This is a genomic window from Rhodonellum psychrophilum GCM71 = DSM 17998 (assembly GCF_000381545.1).
In the GTDB taxonomy this organism is placed as follows: domain Bacteria; phylum Bacteroidota; class Bacteroidia; order Cytophagales; family Cyclobacteriaceae; genus Rhodonellum; species Rhodonellum psychrophilum.
In genome coordinates this window covers 1-23,336 of the sequence record NZ_KB906684.1, presented here as the reverse complement: position 1 = coordinate 23,336, position 23,336 = coordinate 1, and the positions used below count along the sequence as shown (strand labels likewise).

The 23,336-nt window shown below is 31.8% G+C and carries 16 protein-coding genes; 5 read left to right on the top strand and 11 right to left on the bottom strand.

Annotated features, from left to right (window positions below; genetic code table 11):
• Positions 1 to 514: 514 nt before the first annotated feature.
• The gene (locus F824_RS0116485; protein ID WP_019599029.1) at positions 515 to 1,204 is read right to left on the bottom strand and encodes a sugar transferase; all 690 of its coding nucleotides are present in this window, start codon (positions 1,202 to 1,204) and stop codon (positions 515 to 517) included.
• Between the two features lie 559 nt (positions 1,205 to 1,763).
• Between F824_RS0116485 and F824_RS0116475 the strand changes: the two genes are divergently transcribed.
• From F824_RS0116475 to F824_RS0116455, 5 genes are all read left to right on the top strand, one after another.
• On the top strand, positions 1,764 to 2,777 hold the full coding sequence (locus tag F824_RS0116475; RefSeq protein ID WP_026333762.1) for a Gfo/Idh/MocA family protein: 1,014 nt from the start codon (positions 1,764 to 1,766) through the stop codon (positions 2,775 to 2,777).
• 2 nt (positions 2,778 to 2,779) lie between these two features.
• Positions 2,780 to 3,673 (top strand): aldo-keto reductase family protein, encoded by an 894-nt coding sequence (locus tag F824_RS0116470; protein ID WP_019599026.1) that lies wholly within the window; start codon positions 2,780 to 2,782, stop codon positions 3,671 to 3,673.
• 268 nt (positions 3,674 to 3,941) lie between these two features.
• Positions 3,942 to 4,724: a polysaccharide biosynthesis/export family protein gene (locus F824_RS0116465; protein ID WP_019599025.1), complete on the top strand. Its 783-nt coding sequence runs from the start codon at positions 3,942 to 3,944 to the stop codon at positions 4,722 to 4,724.
• A gap of 47 nt (positions 4,725 to 4,771) precedes the next feature.
• A complete protein-coding gene (locus tag F824_RS0116460) occupies positions 4,772 to 7,132 on the top strand; it encodes a GumC family protein (protein ID WP_139189890.1) in 2,361 nt (786 codons plus the stop codon).
• A gap of 62 nt (positions 7,133 to 7,194) precedes the next feature.
• Complete coding sequence (locus F824_RS0116455) at positions 7,195 to 8,220, top strand: DUF354 domain-containing protein (RefSeq protein WP_019599023.1); 1,026 nt, start codon at positions 7,195 to 7,197, stop codon at positions 8,218 to 8,220.
• Between the two features lie 26 nt (positions 8,221 to 8,246).
• Here the strand turns inward: F824_RS0116455 and asnB are convergent, their stop codons facing one another.
• The 10 genes from asnB to F824_RS0116390 form a co-directional block, all read right to left on the bottom strand.
• Entirely contained in the window at positions 8,247 to 10,091 is a 1,845-nt protein-coding gene (gene asnB / locus F824_RS0116450; RefSeq protein WP_019599022.1) for an asparagine synthase (glutamine-hydrolyzing), read from the bottom strand.
• Between the two features lie 53 nt (positions 10,092 to 10,144).
• Positions 10,145 to 11,098 carry a glycosyltransferase family 4 protein gene (locus F824_RS0116445; RefSeq protein ID WP_019599021.1) on the bottom strand — a complete coding sequence of 318 codons (954 nt, stop codon included), beginning with the start codon at positions 11,096 to 11,098 and terminating at the stop codon, positions 10,145 to 10,147.
• Positions 11,099 to 11,137: 39 nt separating this feature from the next.
• The gene (locus tag F824_RS0116440; RefSeq protein ID WP_019599020.1) at positions 11,138 to 12,214 is read right to left on the bottom strand and encodes a glycosyltransferase; all 1,077 of its coding nucleotides are present in this window, start codon (positions 12,212 to 12,214) and stop codon (positions 11,138 to 11,140) included.
• 12 nt (positions 12,215 to 12,226) lie between these two features.
• A complete protein-coding gene (locus F824_RS0116435; protein ID WP_019599019.1) occupies positions 12,227 to 13,252 on the bottom strand; it encodes a glycosyltransferase family 2 protein in 1,026 nt (341 codons plus the stop codon).
• Positions 13,253 to 14,527: a hypothetical protein gene (locus F824_RS0116430; RefSeq protein ID WP_019599018.1), complete on the bottom strand. Its 1,275-nt coding sequence runs from the start codon at positions 14,525 to 14,527 to the stop codon at positions 13,253 to 13,255.
• Position 14,528: 1 nt separating this feature from the next.
• Positions 14,529 to 15,926, bottom strand: coding sequence for an oligosaccharide flippase family protein (locus F824_RS0116425; RefSeq protein ID WP_019599017.1), 1,398 nt, complete (start codon positions 15,924 to 15,926; stop codon positions 14,529 to 14,531).
• Positions 15,927 to 17,381: 1,455 nt separating this feature from the next.
• Entirely contained in the window at positions 17,382 to 17,825 is a 444-nt protein-coding gene (gene tnpA, locus F824_RS0116410) for an IS66 family insertion sequence element accessory protein TnpA (protein ID WP_019599014.1), read from the bottom strand.
• 769 nt (positions 17,826 to 18,594) lie between these two features.
• Positions 18,595 to 19,476 (bottom strand): beta-1,6-N-acetylglucosaminyltransferase, encoded by an 882-nt coding sequence (locus F824_RS0116405; RefSeq protein WP_019599013.1) that lies wholly within the window; start codon positions 19,474 to 19,476, stop codon positions 18,595 to 18,597.
• 408 nt (positions 19,477 to 19,884) lie between these two features.
• Positions 19,885 to 21,165: an Ig-like domain-containing protein gene (locus tag F824_RS0116395; protein ID WP_139189891.1), complete on the bottom strand. Its 1,281-nt coding sequence runs from the start codon at positions 21,163 to 21,165 to the stop codon at positions 19,885 to 19,887.
• Positions 21,166 to 21,543: 378 nt separating this feature from the next.
• Positions 21,544 to 23,336: Ig-like domain-containing protein (locus F824_RS0116390; RefSeq protein WP_019599010.1), on the bottom strand; the 1,793-nt coding region annotated here is incomplete at its 5' end.

The following is a 23,336-nucleotide window of genomic DNA, read 5'->3' as shown; positions in this document are numbered from 1 at the left end:
TTCAGTTTAAAACAGGGGGGCAAAACCAAAAAAAATCGCTTTTAATTTGAACGCCAGAAGGCATTTTTTCAAATTTTAGAATTTACTCGGATAGCAGTAATAATCTTTAGGCCTACTTGTTACCAAACTTTCTAGAACTTCCCATTAATTCTATTGACTAAAATTAAAAAGCGAACTAAGCTTAATCATTGATTCCCATGCCTCATAAAAAAACTAATTCGGGAAACTGTGGGAATCTTATAAAACCCTTGTTGTGCATTGCCTATCCAGTTCCAGCCTGATATCGCTTAATAATCAGTCCTTTGTTTGCTTTTTTCGACTTCCCCTAATCGGTTTTATGTCTAGTATTCAAAATAAAATGTTTCCTAACAGTATCATCGCCTATTGAGAAACCTTATGGGGATTTGGGTTTAAACACCTAAATGAAAAGAATGATGGATGAATTAAAAATTGAAAAAATAAAAAAAAGCTTTAAGGGACCCTCAAAGCTTTTCTTTACAAAAACTAAATCATTTTAATAGGCATTTTCATTTTTGAAAATCAAACTATAAAAAGTCAAAAAGATGATTTTAATATCAAATAGAAGACTCCAATTTTTTATGTAAAACAAGTCATATCTAAGACGGGCATTCATATCAAAAGCATCGTTGATCTCACCTCTAAATCCTTTTGATTGTGCAAGACCTGTAATTCCAGGCTTAACCATATGTCTAAACATAAAATTCTCAATTTTATCGGCAAATTCTTTATTCATTGGGATCGCATGTGGCCTAGGTCCGACAAGGGACATTTCTCCAATCAAGACATTTAATAATTGAGGCAATTCATCCAAACTGGTTTTTCTCAAAAAAGACCCAACCTTGGTTACCCTTGAATCATCTTTAGATGCTTGCTTAAAATGACCAGAAGGTTCAAATTTCATACTTCTAAATTTCATACAATAAAATGGAACATTGTTTTGACCGTGTCTGAGTTGCTTGTAAAACACAGGCCCTTTAGATTCCAACTTGATAAAAATAGCGATTATTGGAAACAACCAGCTTGCCACTAGAATGAGGAAAATAGAAACTAAAAATAATTCAAAAATTCTTTTCGCAAAAGTCTGTGAACTGTCCAATAAATTAATGGAATACCGATTAAGTATAAAATCAGCATTGATGGCAAATTCGTTGATCCGGTTTAATTTTGAAATTGTAGTAGCCATATCGATTCTGTTTAATTTAAAAGTGAACAAAGAATAAGCTTTTCATCACCCCTTATTTATTGTTGTAAATTTAGAGAAAAAAACAGCTTTATTCCAAATGAATTACATTTTTTTTTATTTGAAATACATTTTAATGACCTTTCGATCATTCAATCGTGCTCAAAACAAAATTCAATTCGCTTAAGATCAATACTATATGCTCTGAATATTTCGCTTGAAACCATGAATGGAAAACAGAGGAAAAAAACAAAAAAACTTTCCAATCCACAAAAAATAACGGGTTACCCTTCATTAATTTGAAATTCCAGGTTGTCTCTGACCTAAAATCGTCAATCTTTTCAACCAAAAAAAAGTACGTTTAAAATGCTAACCAATTTTGTATATTTGAACAATACAAAAGTTTAAGAAAAATCAAATGTTTACCCTAGTTTTATTTTACATACATTTAGTTGCTTTTTAAATATTAAATAAAGTACTTTGGAATTAATTAGTGGGTTTTATTTTAGAAATTCATTTTTGGTTGCAGTTAAAAAAATTATCAGAAATAAGGTTGAACAAAATGGTAAAAGTTGCTTTAATAGGAGCAGGAAAAATGGGGATATCCCATCTCTCAATTTTGGGAGCACATCCAAATGTAGAAATTGTCGGAGTCTGTGACACATCAAAGATGGTCGTTGATGTCCTTGAAAGATACAGTGGTTACAAATGCTTTTCTGATTACCTTAAAATGGTGGATGAATCCCAACCAGACGCAGTGTTTGTTGCTGTACCAACCAAACACCATTACCCCATGGTGAAACAACTTTTGAAAAGAGGAATTCATGTATTCACTGAAAAACCCTTTTGCCTTAATCCTGAAGAAAGTTTTGAATTGAGTCAACTCGCAAAACAGACTGGACTTGTAAATCAAGTTGGATATCACAATAAGTTTGTTGGCACTTTCAAAGAAGTTAAAAAACTTGTGAAAGAGGGATTTATTGGTGAAATCACGCATTTTCAAGGAGAGGCTTACGGCCCGGTTGCGGTCAAGAAAAAAAGTGAAACTTGGCGTTCAGATCCCAATGAGGGAGGAGGTTGTCTAATGGATTATGCATCACATGTAATTGATTTGATCAATGACATCATTGCACCAATTGAATCCTGCAAAGGGTCGATTCTAAAGTCGATCTATTCAAAGAATGTTGATGATTCAGTATACGCATTGGTGAGCATTAAATCGGGTGTATCAGGAGTTATTTCCGTTAACTGGAGTGATGAAACCTATAGGAAAATGTCAACATCCATCACAATTATAGGAACCGAAGGAAAAATTGTCTCCGATGCAAATGAATTAAAAATTTATTTCAAGGGTGACAAATTCCCAAAAGGATATTCAAAAGGATGGAATGTAAAGTATGTCACGGATCTAACAGATGAGGTGAACTTCTATTTGAGAGGGGAAGAATATTCGGCTCAAATCGATTATTTCATAAAATCTGTGAAAGGTGAAACAAAAAAGGATATCAACACCTTTGACAGCGCATGGAAAACAGATAAAACCATTTCATTGATCAAAAACCAATCAACCTTATAATTATGGATAGAATAATATTCGGAGATAACCAGTTTTTTGCTGTAAACCATATTTCTGACGAAAAGTCACGTGCGCAATCAATAAAATTCAAAGATGATTCGGCAATTATTAAAACACTTGATATTGCAAGGGAATCAGGAATAAACACCTTCATGTGCACCACCCATGATAGAATTGCAAACATCTGCGACATTATTAGAAACAACCCCACTAAATACCAGGATTTTAAAATTTATCCCTGCATGCCTTATGCACACAAATATGCAAATGCGGTAACTGAACTGGGTATCCCTGGAACGCTGAAACAATATGTGCCTGGCAACTTCCTAGGATCTCTCTTTAAAGGAGGCGTAGCGTATTTATCAAAAGATTATATTTCAATAATGGAGTTATTGATAGATTCCGAAATGAAGATGTTCAAGGGGATCAATACACCGGTAATTTTCCTGCAAAATGTAATCACCGATCTTCTTTTGGGACTTGGCATGAATGAATTCCTTGTTGCATACGCAAAATATGTCAAACAAAAATACAACGCTGAGCCTGGATTCATCACAATGAATTTACCTAAACTCTTGAATGTATTGGAAAATGGTGGAATTGAGAACCCAATTATCTGTGCTTCAATAAACAAGGTTAACTTTAGGATGTCAGGTGGCAAAGAACTATACGAGAAGGTTTTAAGTGAAGGAAGATGTAGGGTTATCGCTATGCAGGTCCTAGGTGGAGGAGCGATTCCGGCAGGAGAAGCTTTGGAGTATGTCAGTAATTTACCAAACGTTGAATCAATCCTTTTCGGTGCCTCTTCAAGGCAGAATATCGAAAACACAGTGGAAACTATAAATCATCACGATAGTAAGAAAATGGATCTTAAGTTGAATTTGTCAAATTTCTAAATTGATTTTTAGGGAAATACATTTGACATCAACTAAAAAAAGACCGGTATTGCCTTCCTATAGTCTGTTACCACATTATTCGTTAGAACAAAACCCTAACCTGATGAACCTGGGTGTTTTACAATATTCTTAATAGGTTTTAAGAGTTTAAATCATTTTATTAATTAAATTTAATAAAATGATTTAAACCTCAATACTCAATGAATAACCTGTTTCTCACAATTTACCTAATTAAAAAATCGTCTTAGTCATTTGTATTCAATCCAGTATGAAAAAAAAAATCCCGTTTCTAGTCATTGCCTCTCTCATCCTATTTTCATGCTCTAAAAGAAACCTTGTATATTTTAATGACCTCGATGCAACCAATGGGTATTCCTCACCGATTACAACGCTCTCAGAACCAAGGATTCAGGAAGATGATTTGCTCAGTATCACCGTAACCAGCCTCAATCCTGAATCAAATTTACTATTCAATGCTGGAGTGATAATGCCATCGCAGGGCAATTTCAATACCAATGTATCCTCCCCCATTAATGAGAATTATCTCGTAGACAAGGATGGATTCATCAATTATCCAGTTATCGGTAAGATTAATCTCCGGGGATTAACCAAGCAAGAAGGAATTGTCAAAATAACTCAACTCTTGGATGAATATGTGAAGAATCCCATCATTAACATAAGGTTTATGAATTTCAAGGTAACAGTAATTGGTGAAGTACAGCAACCCTCTTCCTTTATCATTCCTACAGAAAAGATTACAATTCTTGAGGCCCTAGGTCTAGCAGGTGACATGACGGCTTACGGAAAAAGAGAAAATGTACTTGTCATCCGAGAAAAAGACGGCATAAGGAGTGCAAATAGATTAAACCTAAACGATAAGGCCGTATTGGATTCTCCATTTTATTACCTTCAGCAGAATGATGTTGTTTATGTCGAGCCATACAAAACCAAAGCACTGCAGGCAGACAATAATCCTAGGACATTCGCTTTGCTCAGTACTGGACTAACTTTAGCAGTAGTATTGGTCCTTAATTTCAATAATATATTTTAGTTGCTTTGTACAAAATGCTGGATATTAACTGACGGCCAAAAATGACTATGAAAATTACGGATATACTTAAAGAGCTGGAAGAAGAAGAATCAAAGGACAAGGAAAGCCAACAGCTTAGTTATAAAATGATTTTCTTCAAATATTCGCAAAAATGGTATTGGTTCGCCATTGGGTTATTTGTATGCCTATCTATTGCATTCGCCTATACTTATTTTACTACTTCACAATACGAAATCAAAAGCACGCTTCTCCTTAGGGATGAAAACAAGGGCTCTGACTTTAACTCCAATGCTGCCCTCTCCAATATAAAAGGATTCGGGTCCTCATCATCGGTTGAAAACGAGGCTGAAGTTCTTCGGGCAGAACATTTAATGCTAAAGGCATCTGATGAACTCGGGTTTTCGGTTTCCTTTTCCATTCCAAATGGTCCATTCAGATGGAAAGAAATTTATGGGGACGAAGTGCCTTTTCAAATCGTCACACATGAAAGAAATGAAAGCTTCAATGTGGGCAACAATACCATCAATATTTTGATCAAAGATGATGAAGAGTATCAGCTAATCAAACCCTCGGGGGATACGCAAGTCTTCAAGTTTGGACAAAAATTATCGAATTTTTATGGATCCTTTACTATTGTTAAAAATCCAAAATTTAATCACCTAATGGATGGTATTTTTGACAAACCCATTAAAATTGAATTTTTGGATTCTACTGCTGGAAGGCATTTGTCTAAAAGCCTTAGTGTGGAAATCGTAAACAAGCTTGCCAGTGTGATTCAGCTTTCCATCCTTTCGGAACATCCAATAAAAGGCAGAGACCTCTTGGCTAAACTGATTGAAGTTTACAATAGAGAAGCAGATGACGAAAAAAACATCACTGCCAAAAACACTATTACCTTTATCGATGAACAACTTGTTGGGTTAATTCAAGAACTCGGTAATATCGAAAACAAGGCAGAGCAGTATAAACTGTCCAATTCAATAACTGATGTAGGGGCCGAAGCACAGCTGTATCTCAATAGCACCACGGTAAACAGACAACAACTTGCTGAACTTTCTATTCAAATTGATGTACTCGAATCCATAGAGACCTATATGAGTAGAAATGGAAACGAATATGAAACAGTACCAGGGACTCTAACAGTTTCCGATCCAACACTTAACTCACTGATTTCTGATTTTAATAGAATTCAGCAAGAAAGGGAGAGAATGCTCAGGACAACTCAGCCAAACAATCCAATTGTCATCAATATAAGCCAACAACTATCAAGTCTAAGAAATAGTATAATCGAAAATTTGAGACATATCAAAAATGGCTTAATCATCTCAAAAAATAGTTTACAATCAACATCGAACCAGTTTCAAAGCAGGGCATCAAAAGTACCTACAATGGAAAAGGAACTCTTGGATATAAATAGAGAACAAGGTATAAAACAACAACATTACCTCCTATTGGTTCAGAAAAGAGAAGAGGCGGTACTTACACTAGCTGCAGCTTCTGTGGGAAATTCAAAGACAATAGAAGAACCAATTCCATCCGAATATCCGGTTAAACCCAATAAGAAAATAATTATGGCGTTTGGCCTTATCATGGGGATGGCTATTCCTTTTGGAATGTTATTCATAAAAGATCAATGGCAAGAAAGGATACAATTCAAATCTGAAGTCGAAAAAATAACTAAAACACCAATACTTGGGGAGATTTCCAGAAACAAACCCTCAGATGGAATAATAGCAATCTCTAAAAGTAAAAGAAACCTTATTGCAGAACAATTCAGATTTATAAGAAGTAATTTGGCTTTTTCCAGTTACAAAAAACCAAACCAAACCATTCTTGTTACTTCAGGATTAAGTGGAGAAGGTAAAACATTCTTTAGTGTTAATCTAGCTATCACCATGGGATTGTCAGGCAAATCGGTTGTCATCCTTGAATTCGACCTAAGAAGACCAGCAATGATTTCAGCTTTAGGGATGAAAGCGGAAAAAGGAATCTCAGAATATCTCAATTCAGCTGATATGAAAATTGAAGAAATCATTCAGCCTATGGTAAATGCTGAAATGGTAGACATTATCGGTTCAGGAAGTATCCCGGAAAATCCCGCCGAATTGATGATAAACGAAAAACTTTATCAATTAATCGAGATTCTTTCTAAATCATATGACCATATCATAATAGATTCGGCACCAATAGGATTGGTATCAGATTCATTTATGTTGGCAAACGTTGCAGACATTACAATAATGTTATTAAGATACAACTACTCCACAAAAAGTCAAATAAAAATTATTGAGGAATTACGAAAACAAAAGAAATTCAAACAGCAATTACTTGTCCTTAATGATGCAAAACCAGAAATGATATATGGCTATGGGGCCAAAAATGCAGCAAAATATTATCAACAATCCTAAACAAAATACCATCAGTTATTGGAGTACTAACAGCAATATTTTGCAAAAAGCATTAAAAACATATGAAAATTTGGATAGACTTTATAAACACGCCTCAAGTAAGTTTCTTTGAACTCCTTATTGAAAGCCTCACATCAAAAGGCCACACTTTTATTCTTACCTGTAGAGATTCCTCAAATACTGTTCAGATACTAAAACAAAAAAACTGGGATTTTACAATCATTGGAACTAAAGCTGAAAAAGGAATATTAAACAAACTTATTGCTTACCCTTACAGAATAAATAAACTAGTCCGCTTTCTAAAAGACAAAAATATTGACTTTGCTGCTGGACAAAGTAGCTTTTATCTTCCATTAACTGCAAAAATTCTAGGGATCCCTTCGATCTATACAAACGATAATGAACATGCTTTAGGTAATATTCCTGCTTTCCTTTTTGCTGATAAGATTATTCTCCCAGAAAATTACCCAATTAAGAACGCAAGAAGACAGGGGGCTTCACCTAGGAAAACAAGCTTTTATCCTGGAATCAAAGAAGGTATTTATCTTTGGCAAAAAGGTAAAATAATCAGTAGTCTTCGACTCAAATCCATACCAAAAACCATTTTCATAAGACCTGAACCACAAACAGCTCAATATTATCATGGAAAAACAAATTTCCTTGATAGTCTACTTTTAGAATTAAAAAATCACTATGAAATTACTTTACTCGTTAGAGAGAAAAGTCAGTATGACCATTATACACAACCACAATTTGAAGGCATTTCAGTACCTGATAAAACTCAAGACTTTGATATTATAGCAAAAGATTGCTTGCTATTTGTCGGCGCAGGAGGCTCAATGACTCGAGAAATGGCACTGATGGGAATACCCACAATTTCAGTATACCAAGGCGCACTTTTAGGTGTAGATAAATACTTGATTGCCAATGGTTATATGACGCATTTACCCGAATTAAATTCATTAGATATTAAATTTAAAATCAATGAAAACAAAGATCTGACATCCAGTGATTTACTCATTGAAAAAGGAGAAATGGCATATTATCTCTTTGAAAAGAGCTTAATAGGACTAAATGAAAACGATTAAACAACAGTATAAAACACAAAATTATTTTAAGAATTAAAGTTTTCTAGAAAGTAATAAACTCCCAATAATAAAAAGATCTGTTTCTCTCTTGGAAATCCAATTTCATGTTGGATTATAATTTCAGCGACTTTCTTTTGATTGAAAACTTCTGCAAATAAAGTATTTTTGTTGAGCAATATTTCCTTAATCCTTGTTGATTCATACTTAAACCAATGATTAGTCGGGGATGCAAAACCTTTTTTCTTACGGTTTATTATTTCATCGGGCAATAATACTTCAGCATATTTCTTGTGAATTATTTTACCTTGAGTCAAGCTCAATTTTGATTGATAAGGAAGTGATTCGATAAAATTTACCAAATCTAAATCAAGAATTGGAACCCTACATTCAAGAGCAAAGTTCATTGTGATTTTATCAGTATAATTTAAAAGATCATCAGCTAAATTCATTCTAGTATCTAATGCCATCATTTTTTCAACACTATGAGATTTAGTTTCACAATTCAATAATTTATAAAAATATTGAATTCTTTTTAAACTCGTAGAATCCTGATGTCCAATTAACTCACCAATTTCAGAATTAGAAAAAATTTCGTAAGTTGATAAAAACCGCAACAATTCATCTGACAAACCTAAAGCACTAACCCCCCTATTCAATTTTTCATTTTTAAAAGAAAAACCTGAAAGAATCAACTTTAAGGCCTTTTGAAAGCTTAAAGGAATCCTATCGAGAATTAATTCAGATTTATATTTGGGATACCCCCCTAAAGGTTCATCGGCACCTTGTCCAGTTAATACAACTTTAACATGTTTAGAGGCCAACTCCGATAAATAATACATCGGGATTATTGAAGTGGTGGCGAGAGGCTCTTCAACAATTTCTGCACATTTTTTAAAAATAGAAAGAAAATCATCAAAGGTTATCTTTTTAAAGTGATGTTCTAAACCCAGATAATCTGCGGTAACCCCAGCATCTAAAATTTCATCTTCATAATGATCTCCTTCAAATCCAATTGTAAAAGCTTTCAATGGACTGTTTGAATATTTTTGTGCAATAGCAGCAACCATAGCAGAGTCTACACCACCACTCAATAATATCCCAATAGGGACATCCGAAAGTAATTGTCGTTGTATGGCCTTCTCAAAGTATTGTCCATACAAAGTTACCTCATCCTCTTTATTAGGTATAATAATCTGAGGTAATTTGAGATTAAAATAAGGCTTTTCAAAAAAGGAAAATTTTTCACTATTTAAATCAACCTCCAAAATATGACCCGGATGAACTTTTTTTATGCCCAAATAAAGTGTGTCAGGAGCTGGATTATATCTTAATCTCAACAAACAAGATAGAGCATCTTTATCTAGGATTTTAGCTTTAACGATGGATTTGATAGGCCTAATTTCAGATGAAAACATTAAAGTATTTGAACCATGAAAATAATATAAAGGTTTTACACCAAATGGATCTCTGGATAAATACAGTTTCATGAATTTGATATCAAGAAATGCAAAGGAAAAAATACCATTAAAATCCTTAACCCCATCAATACCATTGTCAATCAAATAATAGAGAATACTTTCAGTATCAGAATGCCCTTTAAAAGAGATATTGTTCCCTAATGTATTCCTGAGCTCTTCATGATTATATATTTCACCATTAAAAATTATGGCAAACCCCCCACAACTTGACACCATAGGCTGATGTCCCGCAGGAGATAAATCCAAAATAGATAATCTTCTTTGAGCAAGAGTTACTGCATGATCAGTCAAAATAAATTTATTAATACCAGAATCATCTGGTCCTCTGTGTTTTATTTGATTTAATAATTGATGATCAAAATCTAAATTTATCGAACCTAATATTCCACACATTTGAATTAGTATTAAGTAAAATTAAAATAAACGATTACTATCGGAACATGAAATTATATTTTTTCAGGGATTTGATAAAAGCCTGCTAAACGAGCGGAAATGTTACTATTATCATATATCATCTTATTTAAAAATGTTTTTCTAATTCCATTTTTAGAGCCATTTAATGATTTAGAAACCAAACTATACAATTCATCAACCTCAAAACCAGATGAAACAAAACAATTGGGAACACCCTCTATCATCTCATCGACATTTCCAACTGGAACAGAAACCACGGGCAAACCACAAGATAATGCTTCCTTTATAACTTGAGGGGAGCCTTCTGAGATTGATGTCATCAAAAGGCAATCTGCTGAAGAAAGTAAATTCCGAATTTCATGTCGATTCATTTTATCAATACACAAAATGATTACCTTTTCAATATTATCTAACTTTTCAATGACCTTTTGAAACAATGGAAAGTTTTTCTCACTTCTAGTCGGATCACTCGGGAAAATTATAACTTTAGAATCAAACTTTATCAATTCACAAATCTCGGGATTAAAAAAGTCAGTATCAACCCCGCAAGTCAAGATTTCCACGTTTGGATTGATTGTCAAACCCAACCTTTTCATTTCGGAGTTTTGGACAAAAATTTGATTAGCTTTTTTTGCAACCATTTTACTAATCCAAACCTGCCATCTATTATTACCATGTTCAAGGAAATCACATCCATGCAAGGTTAAATAAACAGGAACATTGGTTTTGAAAAAAAGCAAGAATAAGCCGGATATGCCATAATGAATATGGATAATATCGGGCTTAGATTTCATTATAATATATGGTACATAAAAAACACTCTTAAGATATTCAAATTTTGATTTATGTAACCCATTTATAAAATATGTTTGTTCACTGAACAAAAAATATTTCTTTAATGAATCAATTTGTTCTTTTATAAATATCCCAAAAAATGGATGGCCAATAGTTGGAAACATGTTAGTCACATAAAGAATTTTTTTCATTATTTCATTAAATTGGAATGATTACAATCAGAATAAAATCTAAGCTTTTAAAATTTGATCAAAATATGGAACAACCTTATTCTCTACCACATTCTTCCAAGAAAAGGATTTACTTTTATTTTTAATTTCCAAAGGATTGAAAATAGAGATTTTATCGTACATCAGATGTAAAGCATTCTTAACATCCTCAGGATTATCCTTTATCAAAATACCATTATCAGTATTAATTATTTTTGAATTGGCATTTGTTGATGTTGCAATTACTGGAAAACCAGACAAAAGATATTCATAGGTTTTTGTAGGAGGCTGATTTTGGTAATATGGGGTTAGTGGAATATATGATATTCCAACATTTGAATTTTCAAAATACTCAAAAAGTTTATCATTTTGAACGTAACCAGGGATATCAACAATAAGAGTAAGATTATTTAAAGAAATATATTCCCGTAATTCTGCCAATTCATTTAAATATCCAGACCCAATAATAGTTAATTTAATTGGCTTTATATGATCCAAACCTTGAATTTCTTTGAAGAAATTATGAAATCCTATTAAAAATTCAATGATATTCCGCCCAGAAAGAGTCCCAACATAAATCAATTTTAAAGCATTTTCAAATTGATCTTTTTTGGAAAAACACTCACCTCCTAAAGGAATAACGTGAAAATCACTATTCATCAATTCTATGCCTGTTTCATAACTGACAACAGATCTGTATTTAAAAAAAAACACTTCAGTTTTCAATAAAAAATCATAAAAGGTATTGAGCATAAGTTTTTTCGAAACAGCTACTGTTCTAATATCTAAATTAATACGCTGTTTAGGGTTAAGAAACCTAATACAGGAACAACCAAAAAAATAAACGATAAAAATCAGATTGTAATTTCCTTTCCTAATTTCCCTTGTGATAGCTGATATTAAGTAGAAGAAGCGAAAAACTTTTATTCCTTTTTTTTGAAGATATATAACTTTAACGTTGTCTAAAATTATTTTATTCAACCCTTCATCCCAGCATATGTAAGTGCATTTATAGTTACAGTTTAAGTATTGTATGTATTTATATGTATCGATATGATACCCAAATTGTTCTTTATTAACAAATAATAATTTTTTCATAGTAAAATAAGATTAGAACTTATTATATCGAATCAAGCACCTGATAAAAAGTTTAAAAATTGAATCACCATGCATGGTTCCAAATTCTTTTCTGTTTAATAAATAAAAAAAGAAAATACGTAACCCCAATTTGGAGGACTTTTTACATATAAAGTAAAACATATTACCTAATACTTTATCAAAGGAAAAAATATCATAAAACCCAATACTACTGTTTTGTTTTTTAAGAAATGATAGCCATTTAAATGAATCAGTAACTTCATCAATGGAATCATAAAGCATTGTAGATCCTATTTTCCTATGAAGAATGAGATTTTTACTAGTGGGATTTATGTATAATTTTTCAAACCCTTTCTTATAAATAACACTATAAAACTCCATCATTTTATCATCCTTATTTTCAAACTTCTTCATTATACTTGATTCAGAAGCTCTATAATAATATAATTTTTTAGGGAGATTTTGAATTTTAAGATAAAAACTAGCCTGCAAAAAAAAATCATAATCTTCAGCAACCTTTAATCTGCTATCAAAGAATAAATTGGCTTCCCTAATCATAGACATTCGTAACATAGCTGTAGCATTAAGAACGGCAGGTTTAAAAAACAAAGAAGCCTTAATAATGTCCGGTTCTAGAAAGGTGGTGGACAATGTGGGCGGACCTTCATTAAACCTTTCAAGCCAAGTACCACAAATTCCTATTTCTTTATTATAATTCATAAATTTCAACTGCATTTGAAATTTATCAGAATCAATTAAATCATCACAATCCATCCAAACCAAAAACTCACCTTTTGCTTCATTCAGACCGATATTTCGGGTAAAAGCAACCCCTTGATTTGTATCATTCAGGATAAGTCTAATTCTAGAATCAACAAATAAACTTATGACCTCAACAGAATTATCAGAGGAACCATCATCAATGATTAAAAATTCAAAATTTTTAAATGTTTGATTTAAAACACTATCTATTGCCTCTTTAAGATACTTTTCACCATTAAAGACTGGCATAACAACTGTTAAGGTAATATCATTCATCTATAATTGATCAATTGCATTTAAATTATTCAATGTTTTATTATTATCTTCCGATAATATTTTCTTTATAACCCTTTTTAACAAACGTTTTCTCTTAGAAGCTTCAATTCCTTTATGAAAAATATAAAGAGCGAATACTGTCGATATTAAATAATGGTAGTGATAGACGGAATACCATGTAAAACTTGTAAATAAAATATACCATAAATAATATTTGGAATATTGATATTCAGGAGGGATTCTAATAAAAAAAGAATTAACCCAAATAAGAACAAAACCAATAATTGCAAATATACCAAACATTGCATAAACTGCAATAATTCCGACGTCTGAAAGATAAAACCCTTTGTTATCTGCAAGATACTCATGGAATTTTCCATAATCAGATAAGCCCCAATATGGAGCTCCATTACCAAAAACCGCACTTACAGTATTTGGTGAATAGTCGAATAGAAAATATTCGCCGGCCAAGATTCGAATATATTTCTTGCCAAGACTAGAATCTCTTTCTTGAGCTTCAATTACACCTTGAACCATTGGTATATCAGAATTAATTACTATTCCTACGGCCAGAATAAAGAAAAATATAATAACAATCTTCTTAGTTAGATTAACATTAATAATCAAGTGAAACAAATATATTAATAATATACCAGCTATAAATTGCCTAGTTACTTGCATTACTGGAATAATAACGCCTAAGAGGATGAACAGAATCCAAAACCAACGATGGTTTTTTGTAGTTGTTAGTTTGGTAATGGCTATAAAAAGTGACAAAATAAAAATACCAGCACCTGGGAAAATAATTCTAATCACCCCCCTATCTTCGGTCCATTCATCACCATAGAGTGGCTTTCCGAAAAAAACAGTTCCTTGATTTAAATACTGAAAGAAAAACAAAAGAGCATAGAGAAGGCCATAAGCCAGAATAATTTTTTCTAAATGACTGATGGAAAAATCTTGGTAGACCAATAAAAAAAATAAGGGCCAAATCATGTATTGTGAAGTTTCAATAAAACTGTAAAAAAAGTTCTGATTCCAAGAATAGTAGGCCATTACCATTGAAAGTAAAACTGAAAAAAAAATTAGTAAAATCGGTATAGAAAATTGGCTCTTTTGCTTAAAAACATGAGGAATAGATAGAAAAATAGTAATCCAAATAAATAAAATAAATGAATAATTTAAGATTACAGGATTTATAAAGGAAGCGTCAAAGAATTTAAGGTTAAATGGAATTAGAATAATTACAAATAACAAATATATTTTATTTCTCATTTCAAATGGTTATTGAAAATTTCCTGACAACAATTCTAAGACTTACAAGCACAACAACAAATGAAATTACAATTTTTATTAATAATCCCACATTTTCAACAAGAAAATAAGAAATTATGAATAAAATTAATGCAAGGCCCCACATCAAAACTTTATCCTTAATTTTTATTCCAACTGATTTTTGAAAAACAAACCAAATATAAAATTGAAAGATTGAAAAGGTCGAAAGATAAGCAATGGATAGACCTAAGGCTCCAAATTTACTGGCATAAAAGATTATTGGTGTAGAAATAACAGAATTGACTATTCCAAGCTGAAGTATTTTTTTCTCATTGTTAGTGGCTCCTAAAATGGTTCCAATCATACTGTCGACGGAAGAGAGCAACAAAAACCAAACCTGTAATTGACAGATGACTACTGCAGGCAGATAACTTGGGGGAAAAAGAAATCCTAAAATTTCATAAGCAAACATTGTAAACAAAAATGACATTAATATTCCAAGAAGCATGTAATATTTAAATCCTTCGCTAATTACATTTTTAAATTTGGCAATATTCGATATCCATAGAGCAGAAAGGTTGGGGAATATAGCGATCAAAGCTATATCTAAAATCATGGATACAGGTCCTATAAATTTCTCCGATAAGTTATAAAAAGCTACTTCTTCAATAGTCGAGTTAATATCAAGAAAATTGTTTGAAAATTTCCTGTAAGGAAGCATTACAAGGGTCAAAGCGAAATAAGGCCAGCTTTCTTGAATTAAATTTTTTGAGGAAATCCAAAAATTCTGAACTTTCCCTATTAAAAGATTATGATACTTTAAACTGAAATAAAAGGTGAAATTCTTCAGGACACTTGTACCCAAAAAAACAATTATGAGAGTATTAATACTAACCCATGCTACAGGCAATAAAAAAACTAAAAGGAACCAAAGAAAACCATAAATTAAATTAATAATAGAGGGTGGCAACATCTTTTGATTACCTATATAAACTATTTCAAATAGTTTTCCAAAACAAGAAATTAAAGAAAACAAAAAAACCAACGATAACTCTAAAACAGTAAGATTACCTAAAAAATAATTGTAACCAATATAAATAACACTTACAAGAATTAAAGCAAGAGTTCGTAAGAGAATTCCATTAATCACCAAATCCTTCGTTTTTTCGGGCTCTCTCGCAATAGCTCTAACAATTATCGTTTGCACACCAAGGTCAGCAATTGTTAAAAGCAGAGCACCTTGTGCAATAATAAATGTATAAAGACCATAGTCATCTGGCAGAAGAATCTTGGTAATTTTTAATACCGTCAATAAACTGAGAATTTGAGAAATTGCAGTTCCAATTGTTAAAAAAGAAAAATTCTGAAAAACTTTATGTTTAATTATTTTTTTAATCATGTTATAAAATAAATTAATTATATAATTAAATCAAATATAATGGTAAACCTTAACAATATAAATAAAACAATGAGTGACTCAACCATTAATCAGATTTATAATAAATATTATTGACTCAAAAACTTAATTAAACAGCAATTAAATCAAAATTTGAATATATTAATTGTTTAAGATAATTTAAGCAAATAAATATAAATTAAAACAACAATAGTAATCTTCAAAATAATTTAATACTAAGAAAATCGGAAATATTTAATCATATTAAATTATTTAAACCTAAGCAATATAACATTAAAATTTTAAATTATTAATAGTTTTTTTTTCTCTGAACATCGCATAGATAATGCTACAATATTGATCAAATTACTTATGATGTCAATACGTTTATTAAAACTATCATGTCATTGAATTAATGATTATAATTATCTTTTTAATTCAAAATCCAATCGATTTTTTTTCTATTTATCAAATTAATATGCACCTAAAATTTTATAAATTATACCTATAAATAAATTTCATATATTATAATTTAAGCCAAATTCATATCGATATTATTTAAATGCATTCATAATTAAAGCAATCCACTTTGACATAATCGCTCAAAATATGATTATCTATTAAAATCCCAATATGATTTTCAACAAACTGGCCCAATCACAATCTGGAGTAAACTAACATACCTGGGCTTTTTGATTTAAATCTGGACTAATTAAGCTGTTGTTATAAAGCTATAAAATTCATTTGGTGTTTTCATTTCTAATGCTGGATGAGGGTCGAAAGTGTTGTATTCTACTACTCAACATTAGATTTGGGCTAGTACGATTTGAGCTAAATCCAAGCAGCTCTCATCCCATAATCTCATTTAATTGTCCCATTCAAAGCTTCCCACATTCCATTGGACTGTTGAGTATAGGACGCTGTACTGCAATTGTCGATATTCAATGATTTGAGGCTCTTCTTTAGGTTCTTTTCAATGAACTCTGGTCCATTTTCATATAAAACTGAAGTTGCCCAACGGAAGGCATATTTTTGCCAAAACGATTGTATAAGGCTGCCTGGATCATTAATTCAATGTCAACTGCCTGCATATATTTTCCTGCTCTCCATACTATGATTGATCAGTTGCAACAGTCCAACAGAAAGCCTAACAGGAGCTATTCCACATTGCAGCATTTTATGGAAGTGATATCACTGACCCATCTAGTGTTTGGCTTCTCTACTCCTATTTGGAGAGTATATGGCCTGCTTTTCCCTTTGGTTCGGTTACGGAAAATCATAGTCTCTCCTCCTTCATATAACGATGGATTATGTATTAGGTCACATTTAACCCCAAATTCTGCTTTAACAAGGCCTTTGCTCTTTTAACACCATAAAGGGATTTTTTTGCTGTGATCTCCAGTTTAGCCATCTTTAAATACTCACAGAGTTTTTTTTAGGCATTCTTCTACCTTCAAGCTAGATCTTTACTTCATAATAATCGGTGTATTTTACTACCCCAAAGGTCTTGATGGCCTTATTCAGATTCATTCCGAATTCCTTGGATAACGATTCAATTTTTTGTTTTGTAGTTGATCCATTCCCAACTTTTTTTAGGATTTTAATGTCAAGTGTAGATTCCCCAAGGCCTTTCATCAACTCCTCATTTTCCTTTCTATGCATTTCCAATTCGGCTTTGGAATGTAAATCTCCTTGATTTTTGATACTCATAATGGCTCCTGTTTTAGCATCTGAGCGCCAGTTGTAGACTTGACTGTTGATCAGTCCATGTCGGCGACAATATTCAGAGCAAGATAAGCCGGATGATCCCCAATCTTCTACAATAAAAGCTTTTTGTTGTGAAGTAAGTAATTTTCGGCCACTTGAGGAGAGCCGACCATTTTTGATTAATTCTTCGATCATTTTGTTCCAAGTTTAGGCAACAAAACCAGTCCGATTATTTAAGCAGTTAGAAACAATACGTTAATCAGGGATAAATTAAAATCGAAAATTTAATTCTCAAGAATCAAAATTAGCATTTTTTTCACAAGAAGGTAAAAAACTTTCTGATATGTAAATCCACTATCTTGTTCAATGATAAATGCGTTGAAATTTTTTTATAGCATTTTACATAAATATTTTTAAAAATATATTATTAATTATATTTAATTAGATTATTCCAATAAATAATATTGATCAGCATGGATAAATTATTAAAATATTCAAAGACTTATTAAATATTTAATAAATTGGTTTCAAAAAGCCAAGGTAAGTATTACACCTAAATAAATTTCTTAATTGTATTACTTATCTAATTCAATTAATTTTTTATAGAGAAATATTTCTTTTCCAAAAATTAACTGTCAAATCGGTAAAGGACATTTAATAAGTTTCATTGTAGATCAACAATGATGAAATCAACAATTCATTAATTTTCATCTGTTTTCCTTGACTAACTGTAAGTTTGTTAAAGACAAGCCTAATAAATATAGATCTAATCCAATGGAGATTAAAAAAAAATTTAATAAATAATAAACTAGACTAGGCCTAGAAAATATTATAATAGAAATTATAGCCCTAATTTCCAAAAAAAAACAAAACAATGAAATTTAAATTAATTTCTGGAAATCTTAGGACAGCAAAAATGAATCCAATCAAAAATTTATCATCCCTAAGTTCTATAAAAATAAAATCAGGTTTTCAAATATTTCAACAATTCAATTTTTAAATCCTCAGAAATTGGAGGTTGAATTTTCCTAGCAAAGAGTTTATCCGATTTTTTCAACTTTTCTAGATCAGACATATCTAAAGGTGCTGGACTATTGCCATTCCGAAATACCCAATCGATATAAACCAAGTTATCATTCACAATATCATTTTTAAAAGGCGAATCCATCAAAATGGTTTGAAAGAAAATTTCTTCAGGAGCAAACGTGTTTGTGAGCGATTTCAGAAAATTAGGATTTTTTTCTGTGTACTCTAAAGAATATTCAATACATGATCTTGACAATGAACACCAAGTACTTCCACCATACAATGGCGGAAAATTTTTAGAAATGTTACGATTAACACCGATTAATTTTTGTATTTTTAGAAGATAAATAATAATTTTAAACCCAATCTTAGTTTTAAAATTAAATTTATCATAAAAATTATATTTATTAAACCTGTCAAGACCTCCATCTACCCACCTATCTGTAGGTATACTGAAAAATTCAACATACTGCTTCCCATCATTCTTTATAAAAAATTCTTTAATGTAAGCAGGGGATTTGATTGGCAAATCTGCTTCACTTGTTGTATGAATGTATTTAGTGGATTTTTCTTTTAAAGCCTCTTTAGCCAGGTAAAGAAACGCCTCAAGAAATTTTTTTCCACCCCAATTCACTTTATAGACTTGTCCAATAAACTTTACATTTTTAAATGATCTGATTTTTAGAATTCTTTCCTGTGATATCTTGCTTTTCTTATCCAAATGAATGTAAAAGTCAAAATCTTCATCAAGCAAATTAATATAATCACAAATTTGTTCAATATTTTTATATCCAAGTAAAAGAATTGCATGTTTACTCATTTATTTTTTGCTTTTATTTATTTGATTAAAATGTTGAAAAAAATTATAATCGTAACAATACGAAGGATATTACTGGACCTATGGCCTTTAACAAATTACTTTAAACACCTAGAGTTTTTTTTTAAAAATTAAAATTCTATTCGTAAATAAAAAGATAATTAAGGTTTAAAGCAATTATCCTGACATTATTTTGGTCAAATCCCCATCATTTACAAATGGATTCTTAGGAGTAAGTAAAAATAAAAATTATGATTTGTCCTGATTAACTGGGATTCATCGTGTTTTGTTCTGAAAATAATACACCCGAATTTTAAAAATTTTAAACATTTTGCCAATAATTACATTCTAAATCATATTACCTAATTTTAAAAATCGCATAATCAAAAATCCATCTGATTATTTCAATATTTATTTGACTGTAACTCTATTTATATAAGAAAATTTTGTGTCTCCATTATTAAAATATGCCTTGATCTTTAATTGATAAACCCCTTCAGACACATTTGACCAATTGAATTCATGTGGCTGTTTAACAGAGATCCCAAGTAATACTTCGCCCTGATAATATTCAATTTTCTGAACCTCACTTATGGTACTTGATGCAATTGCTTTAATTATCAAATTTGAATTTTTAGTTATTGAGCTATTATCTAAAGGTGATGTAATTTCGACATTTGTGTCTTTTGCGAATTGAGCGATTAAAATTTTTCCTCCAGTAGAAGGTAATTCTGCAGTAGTTACTTTAAATTTCTGACTTGTGGTCTCTTCAGGCAAATTAATGGTTAAGTCATCAAGATAAAATGTGGTTACATTGGGGAATGTCTTATCTGCATAAGCATTTATACTGAAATGGCTAGCATCCACCTCTGGTCTAAGTGTATTTCTGAGACCCGTATCAACTACTAAAACATCGTCTTGCCATAACAAGATTCTTCCGTTATTACCTGTATCCTGAATTATCCGCATCTGGATTTTAACCCATTTATTAGTAGGAAGATTTAATCCTTGTGGGGCCCTCCATACTACATTTGAATTTCCACTCCAAAATTTCTGAAGATCCGCAAGCGTAAGGTAATTGGCACCACCAGAACCGGCTCCTCCCCTGACATCTATACCTACCACAAAATGTGGATTATTTATTTGATCTGGCCCAGTGCCAGGACCTCCTGCTGCATACTTTACACCCTTAGTTTGAATTAAATTGAACCAATCATTCATTGGATCCAAATCTATTCTGTGAGGAAAATAAAAATATTGGGTAAAAATGAGATCTGCGTTATTTCCAATCTCTTTCCACCTATAATTTCTTGTGCCATGAGAATCCCCACTAGTTGTGTTTAATGATAGTTTTAAAGAATATTTACCGGTTCTTGCAACTGTTGTTGATACCGCGCTATTGCCAGTCCCACTATTGTACTCACCACCACCTCCATCACCATTCCACTCATTTTGGTTGCCAATTTCATGAGTCGCAGACCACAATAATTTTCCCAGTTTATTTGATGGAACATTGTTCGTGGTATTTTCAATTAAAACAATCCCATTTGTTTCATTTTTTTTATCAAAATTATCCCACATGAAAAATTTTGAGTCATGAATTTCTCCTTTCCCCAAAATATACATGTCATTTTTTGGCGAAAATGTAAACACAAGTATAAAAATTAATTTTATAAATAAATAAGTTTTCATATTGATTTTCGTTTTAATACTTAATTACCAACCTATACAAGGTTAAAATAATTAACGGTAATTATTTTATTCAACAAAGCAACTATTGTATGGTTATCCAAAAAACATGTAGTCCTAATATGTTTTTTGTAAAATTTTAAATTATATAAATTCATTTAAAGGCATGTCAATTGCATTTGACTGAAAATAGCCCAATCAAAGCAATATTTTTCTTTAAGTTATGTTTTTGAATTAATTAGCTCTTTCTAGACCAAGTTCAAATATAATATGAAAATATTTTCTGCAATCAAAATCATAAGCTTACTGTTTTTTTTAATTCAACTTTTTAGTTTTTTTTGAAAATGATTTTAAACCTTCTTAAAATAAGAGAGCCAAGAATCATTTCTTAACAAACCTCCTGCTTAAAACTAAATTTCGGTTAGCTGTTATTTGCAAAATGTAAACTCCATTTTTTAAGTCTGCAACATCCAAGTTAACAGTATTTTCTTCAGGATTGGCACTGAATGTTTTTAGTACTATTCCATTCATGGATATCACTTCAAATTCGAAATCATAATTTCCATCCAAATTCGTAAAAATCACATTTAGATAATCTGTAGTCGGGTTTGGTCCGAGTACATATTCTAATTGAATGTTGTTTACATCTCTTAAAACTCTGAAATTGATAGGCTCAGAATAGTAAGAAGCTCCACTCGCATCGATCGCCCGTGCCACCACTTGATGATCTCCTTCAGGAATATTTTGCCACTGGAATCCGTAGGGATTTTCGGTTGAGATTCCCAATATTTTACCATCCAAAAGATATTGCACGGATTCTACGTAATTTACAAATTCAACCAATTCAACGTTGAGGTCTAGATTCTCCCCGAGGAGAATTTCTCTTTTGTTATTTTGAGATCCCAGCTTTACGATCGATTGATTCCTCTTAAGAACCTTAATAGGAACAGGAATTGAAATTATTCGGGTTCCATCCAGATAAATCAGCTGAGCAATTAAATTATAGTTTCCATCTTTTACATTATTCCATGTGAAATTATATGGGAATGAAGTTGAGCTTCCTATTCTCGTATTCCCCCTAAAATAGTCAACCCGTTCTATAGGATTGTTTCCTTCGGGTAAATCTACACTTATTGAAATATTTTGTCCTGCAGTGAATACTGCATCTTTAATTGGATCTGTGATTTGGAAAATTGTTTGGTTTTTTTCTTTTACACGAATACTTACAGATTCTGATATTTTAAATTTGGTCGGGTCTTCCCCTATTGCCTTCGCTGTTATGCTATATTGGTTTGAACTAGGGCTTTGCCAGATAAAATCAAATGGACTTGTGGTTGAAAATCCAATCAATTGGCTACCACTATAGTATTCCACTCTTTTAACTGTTTCAGCGGAACCTTGGAACATAACCATTACTTCAACATTCGCCCCCGCATCAAACTCTTGGTTATTGACTGGGGTTATAATAATTATTTCTGGTAGAATAATCTCTACTGGAATAATTGCCGATTCTTCCTTAAAGACCTCAATTGACACGGTTGAAGACATTGTAGTAGCACCTCTGTCATCAGTCGCTTTGGCTTTGAATACATATTTGCCTGCTGCCAAATCACTTAATTCAAGATTAAAAGGTTCTTGTGTGGCCTCACCTATGAATTGCTCTTCGTTGAAGAATTCAACTTTCTTCACTGAACCATCTGAATCCGAAGCTTTCACTTCAATATTTATGTTGTTTCCCAAGTTGAATTTGGAATTATTGACTGGAGAAATTATGCTTATTGTTGGGGGAGTATTGTTTTTGACCCGAACAGTTAACGTTTCCGAGGTGGCGGTTGAACCATCTTCGTCTGTTGCAATTGCACGGATGTTTAGGTTTCCAACTGTGGAAGCTCTCCATTTCAAATTAAAGGGTGCTTCTGAATTGCTTCCAATCAATATGTTGTTTCTAAAATATTCAACCTTTACAATTTCGGCATCTGGTGCATCAACGGCCACTTCAAAACTGATATCTTCAAATCTAAAATACTCGGAGTTTGCAGAGGGTGTTTTAAAGCTGATTTTAGGTTCAATTTTTCTAGCGACCACATTGATATTGACCACTGAAGAAACCGTGGCAGTACCCTTGTTGTCGGTTGCCTTGGCGGTCAGGGCAAATGATCCGACGGGAAGGTTTG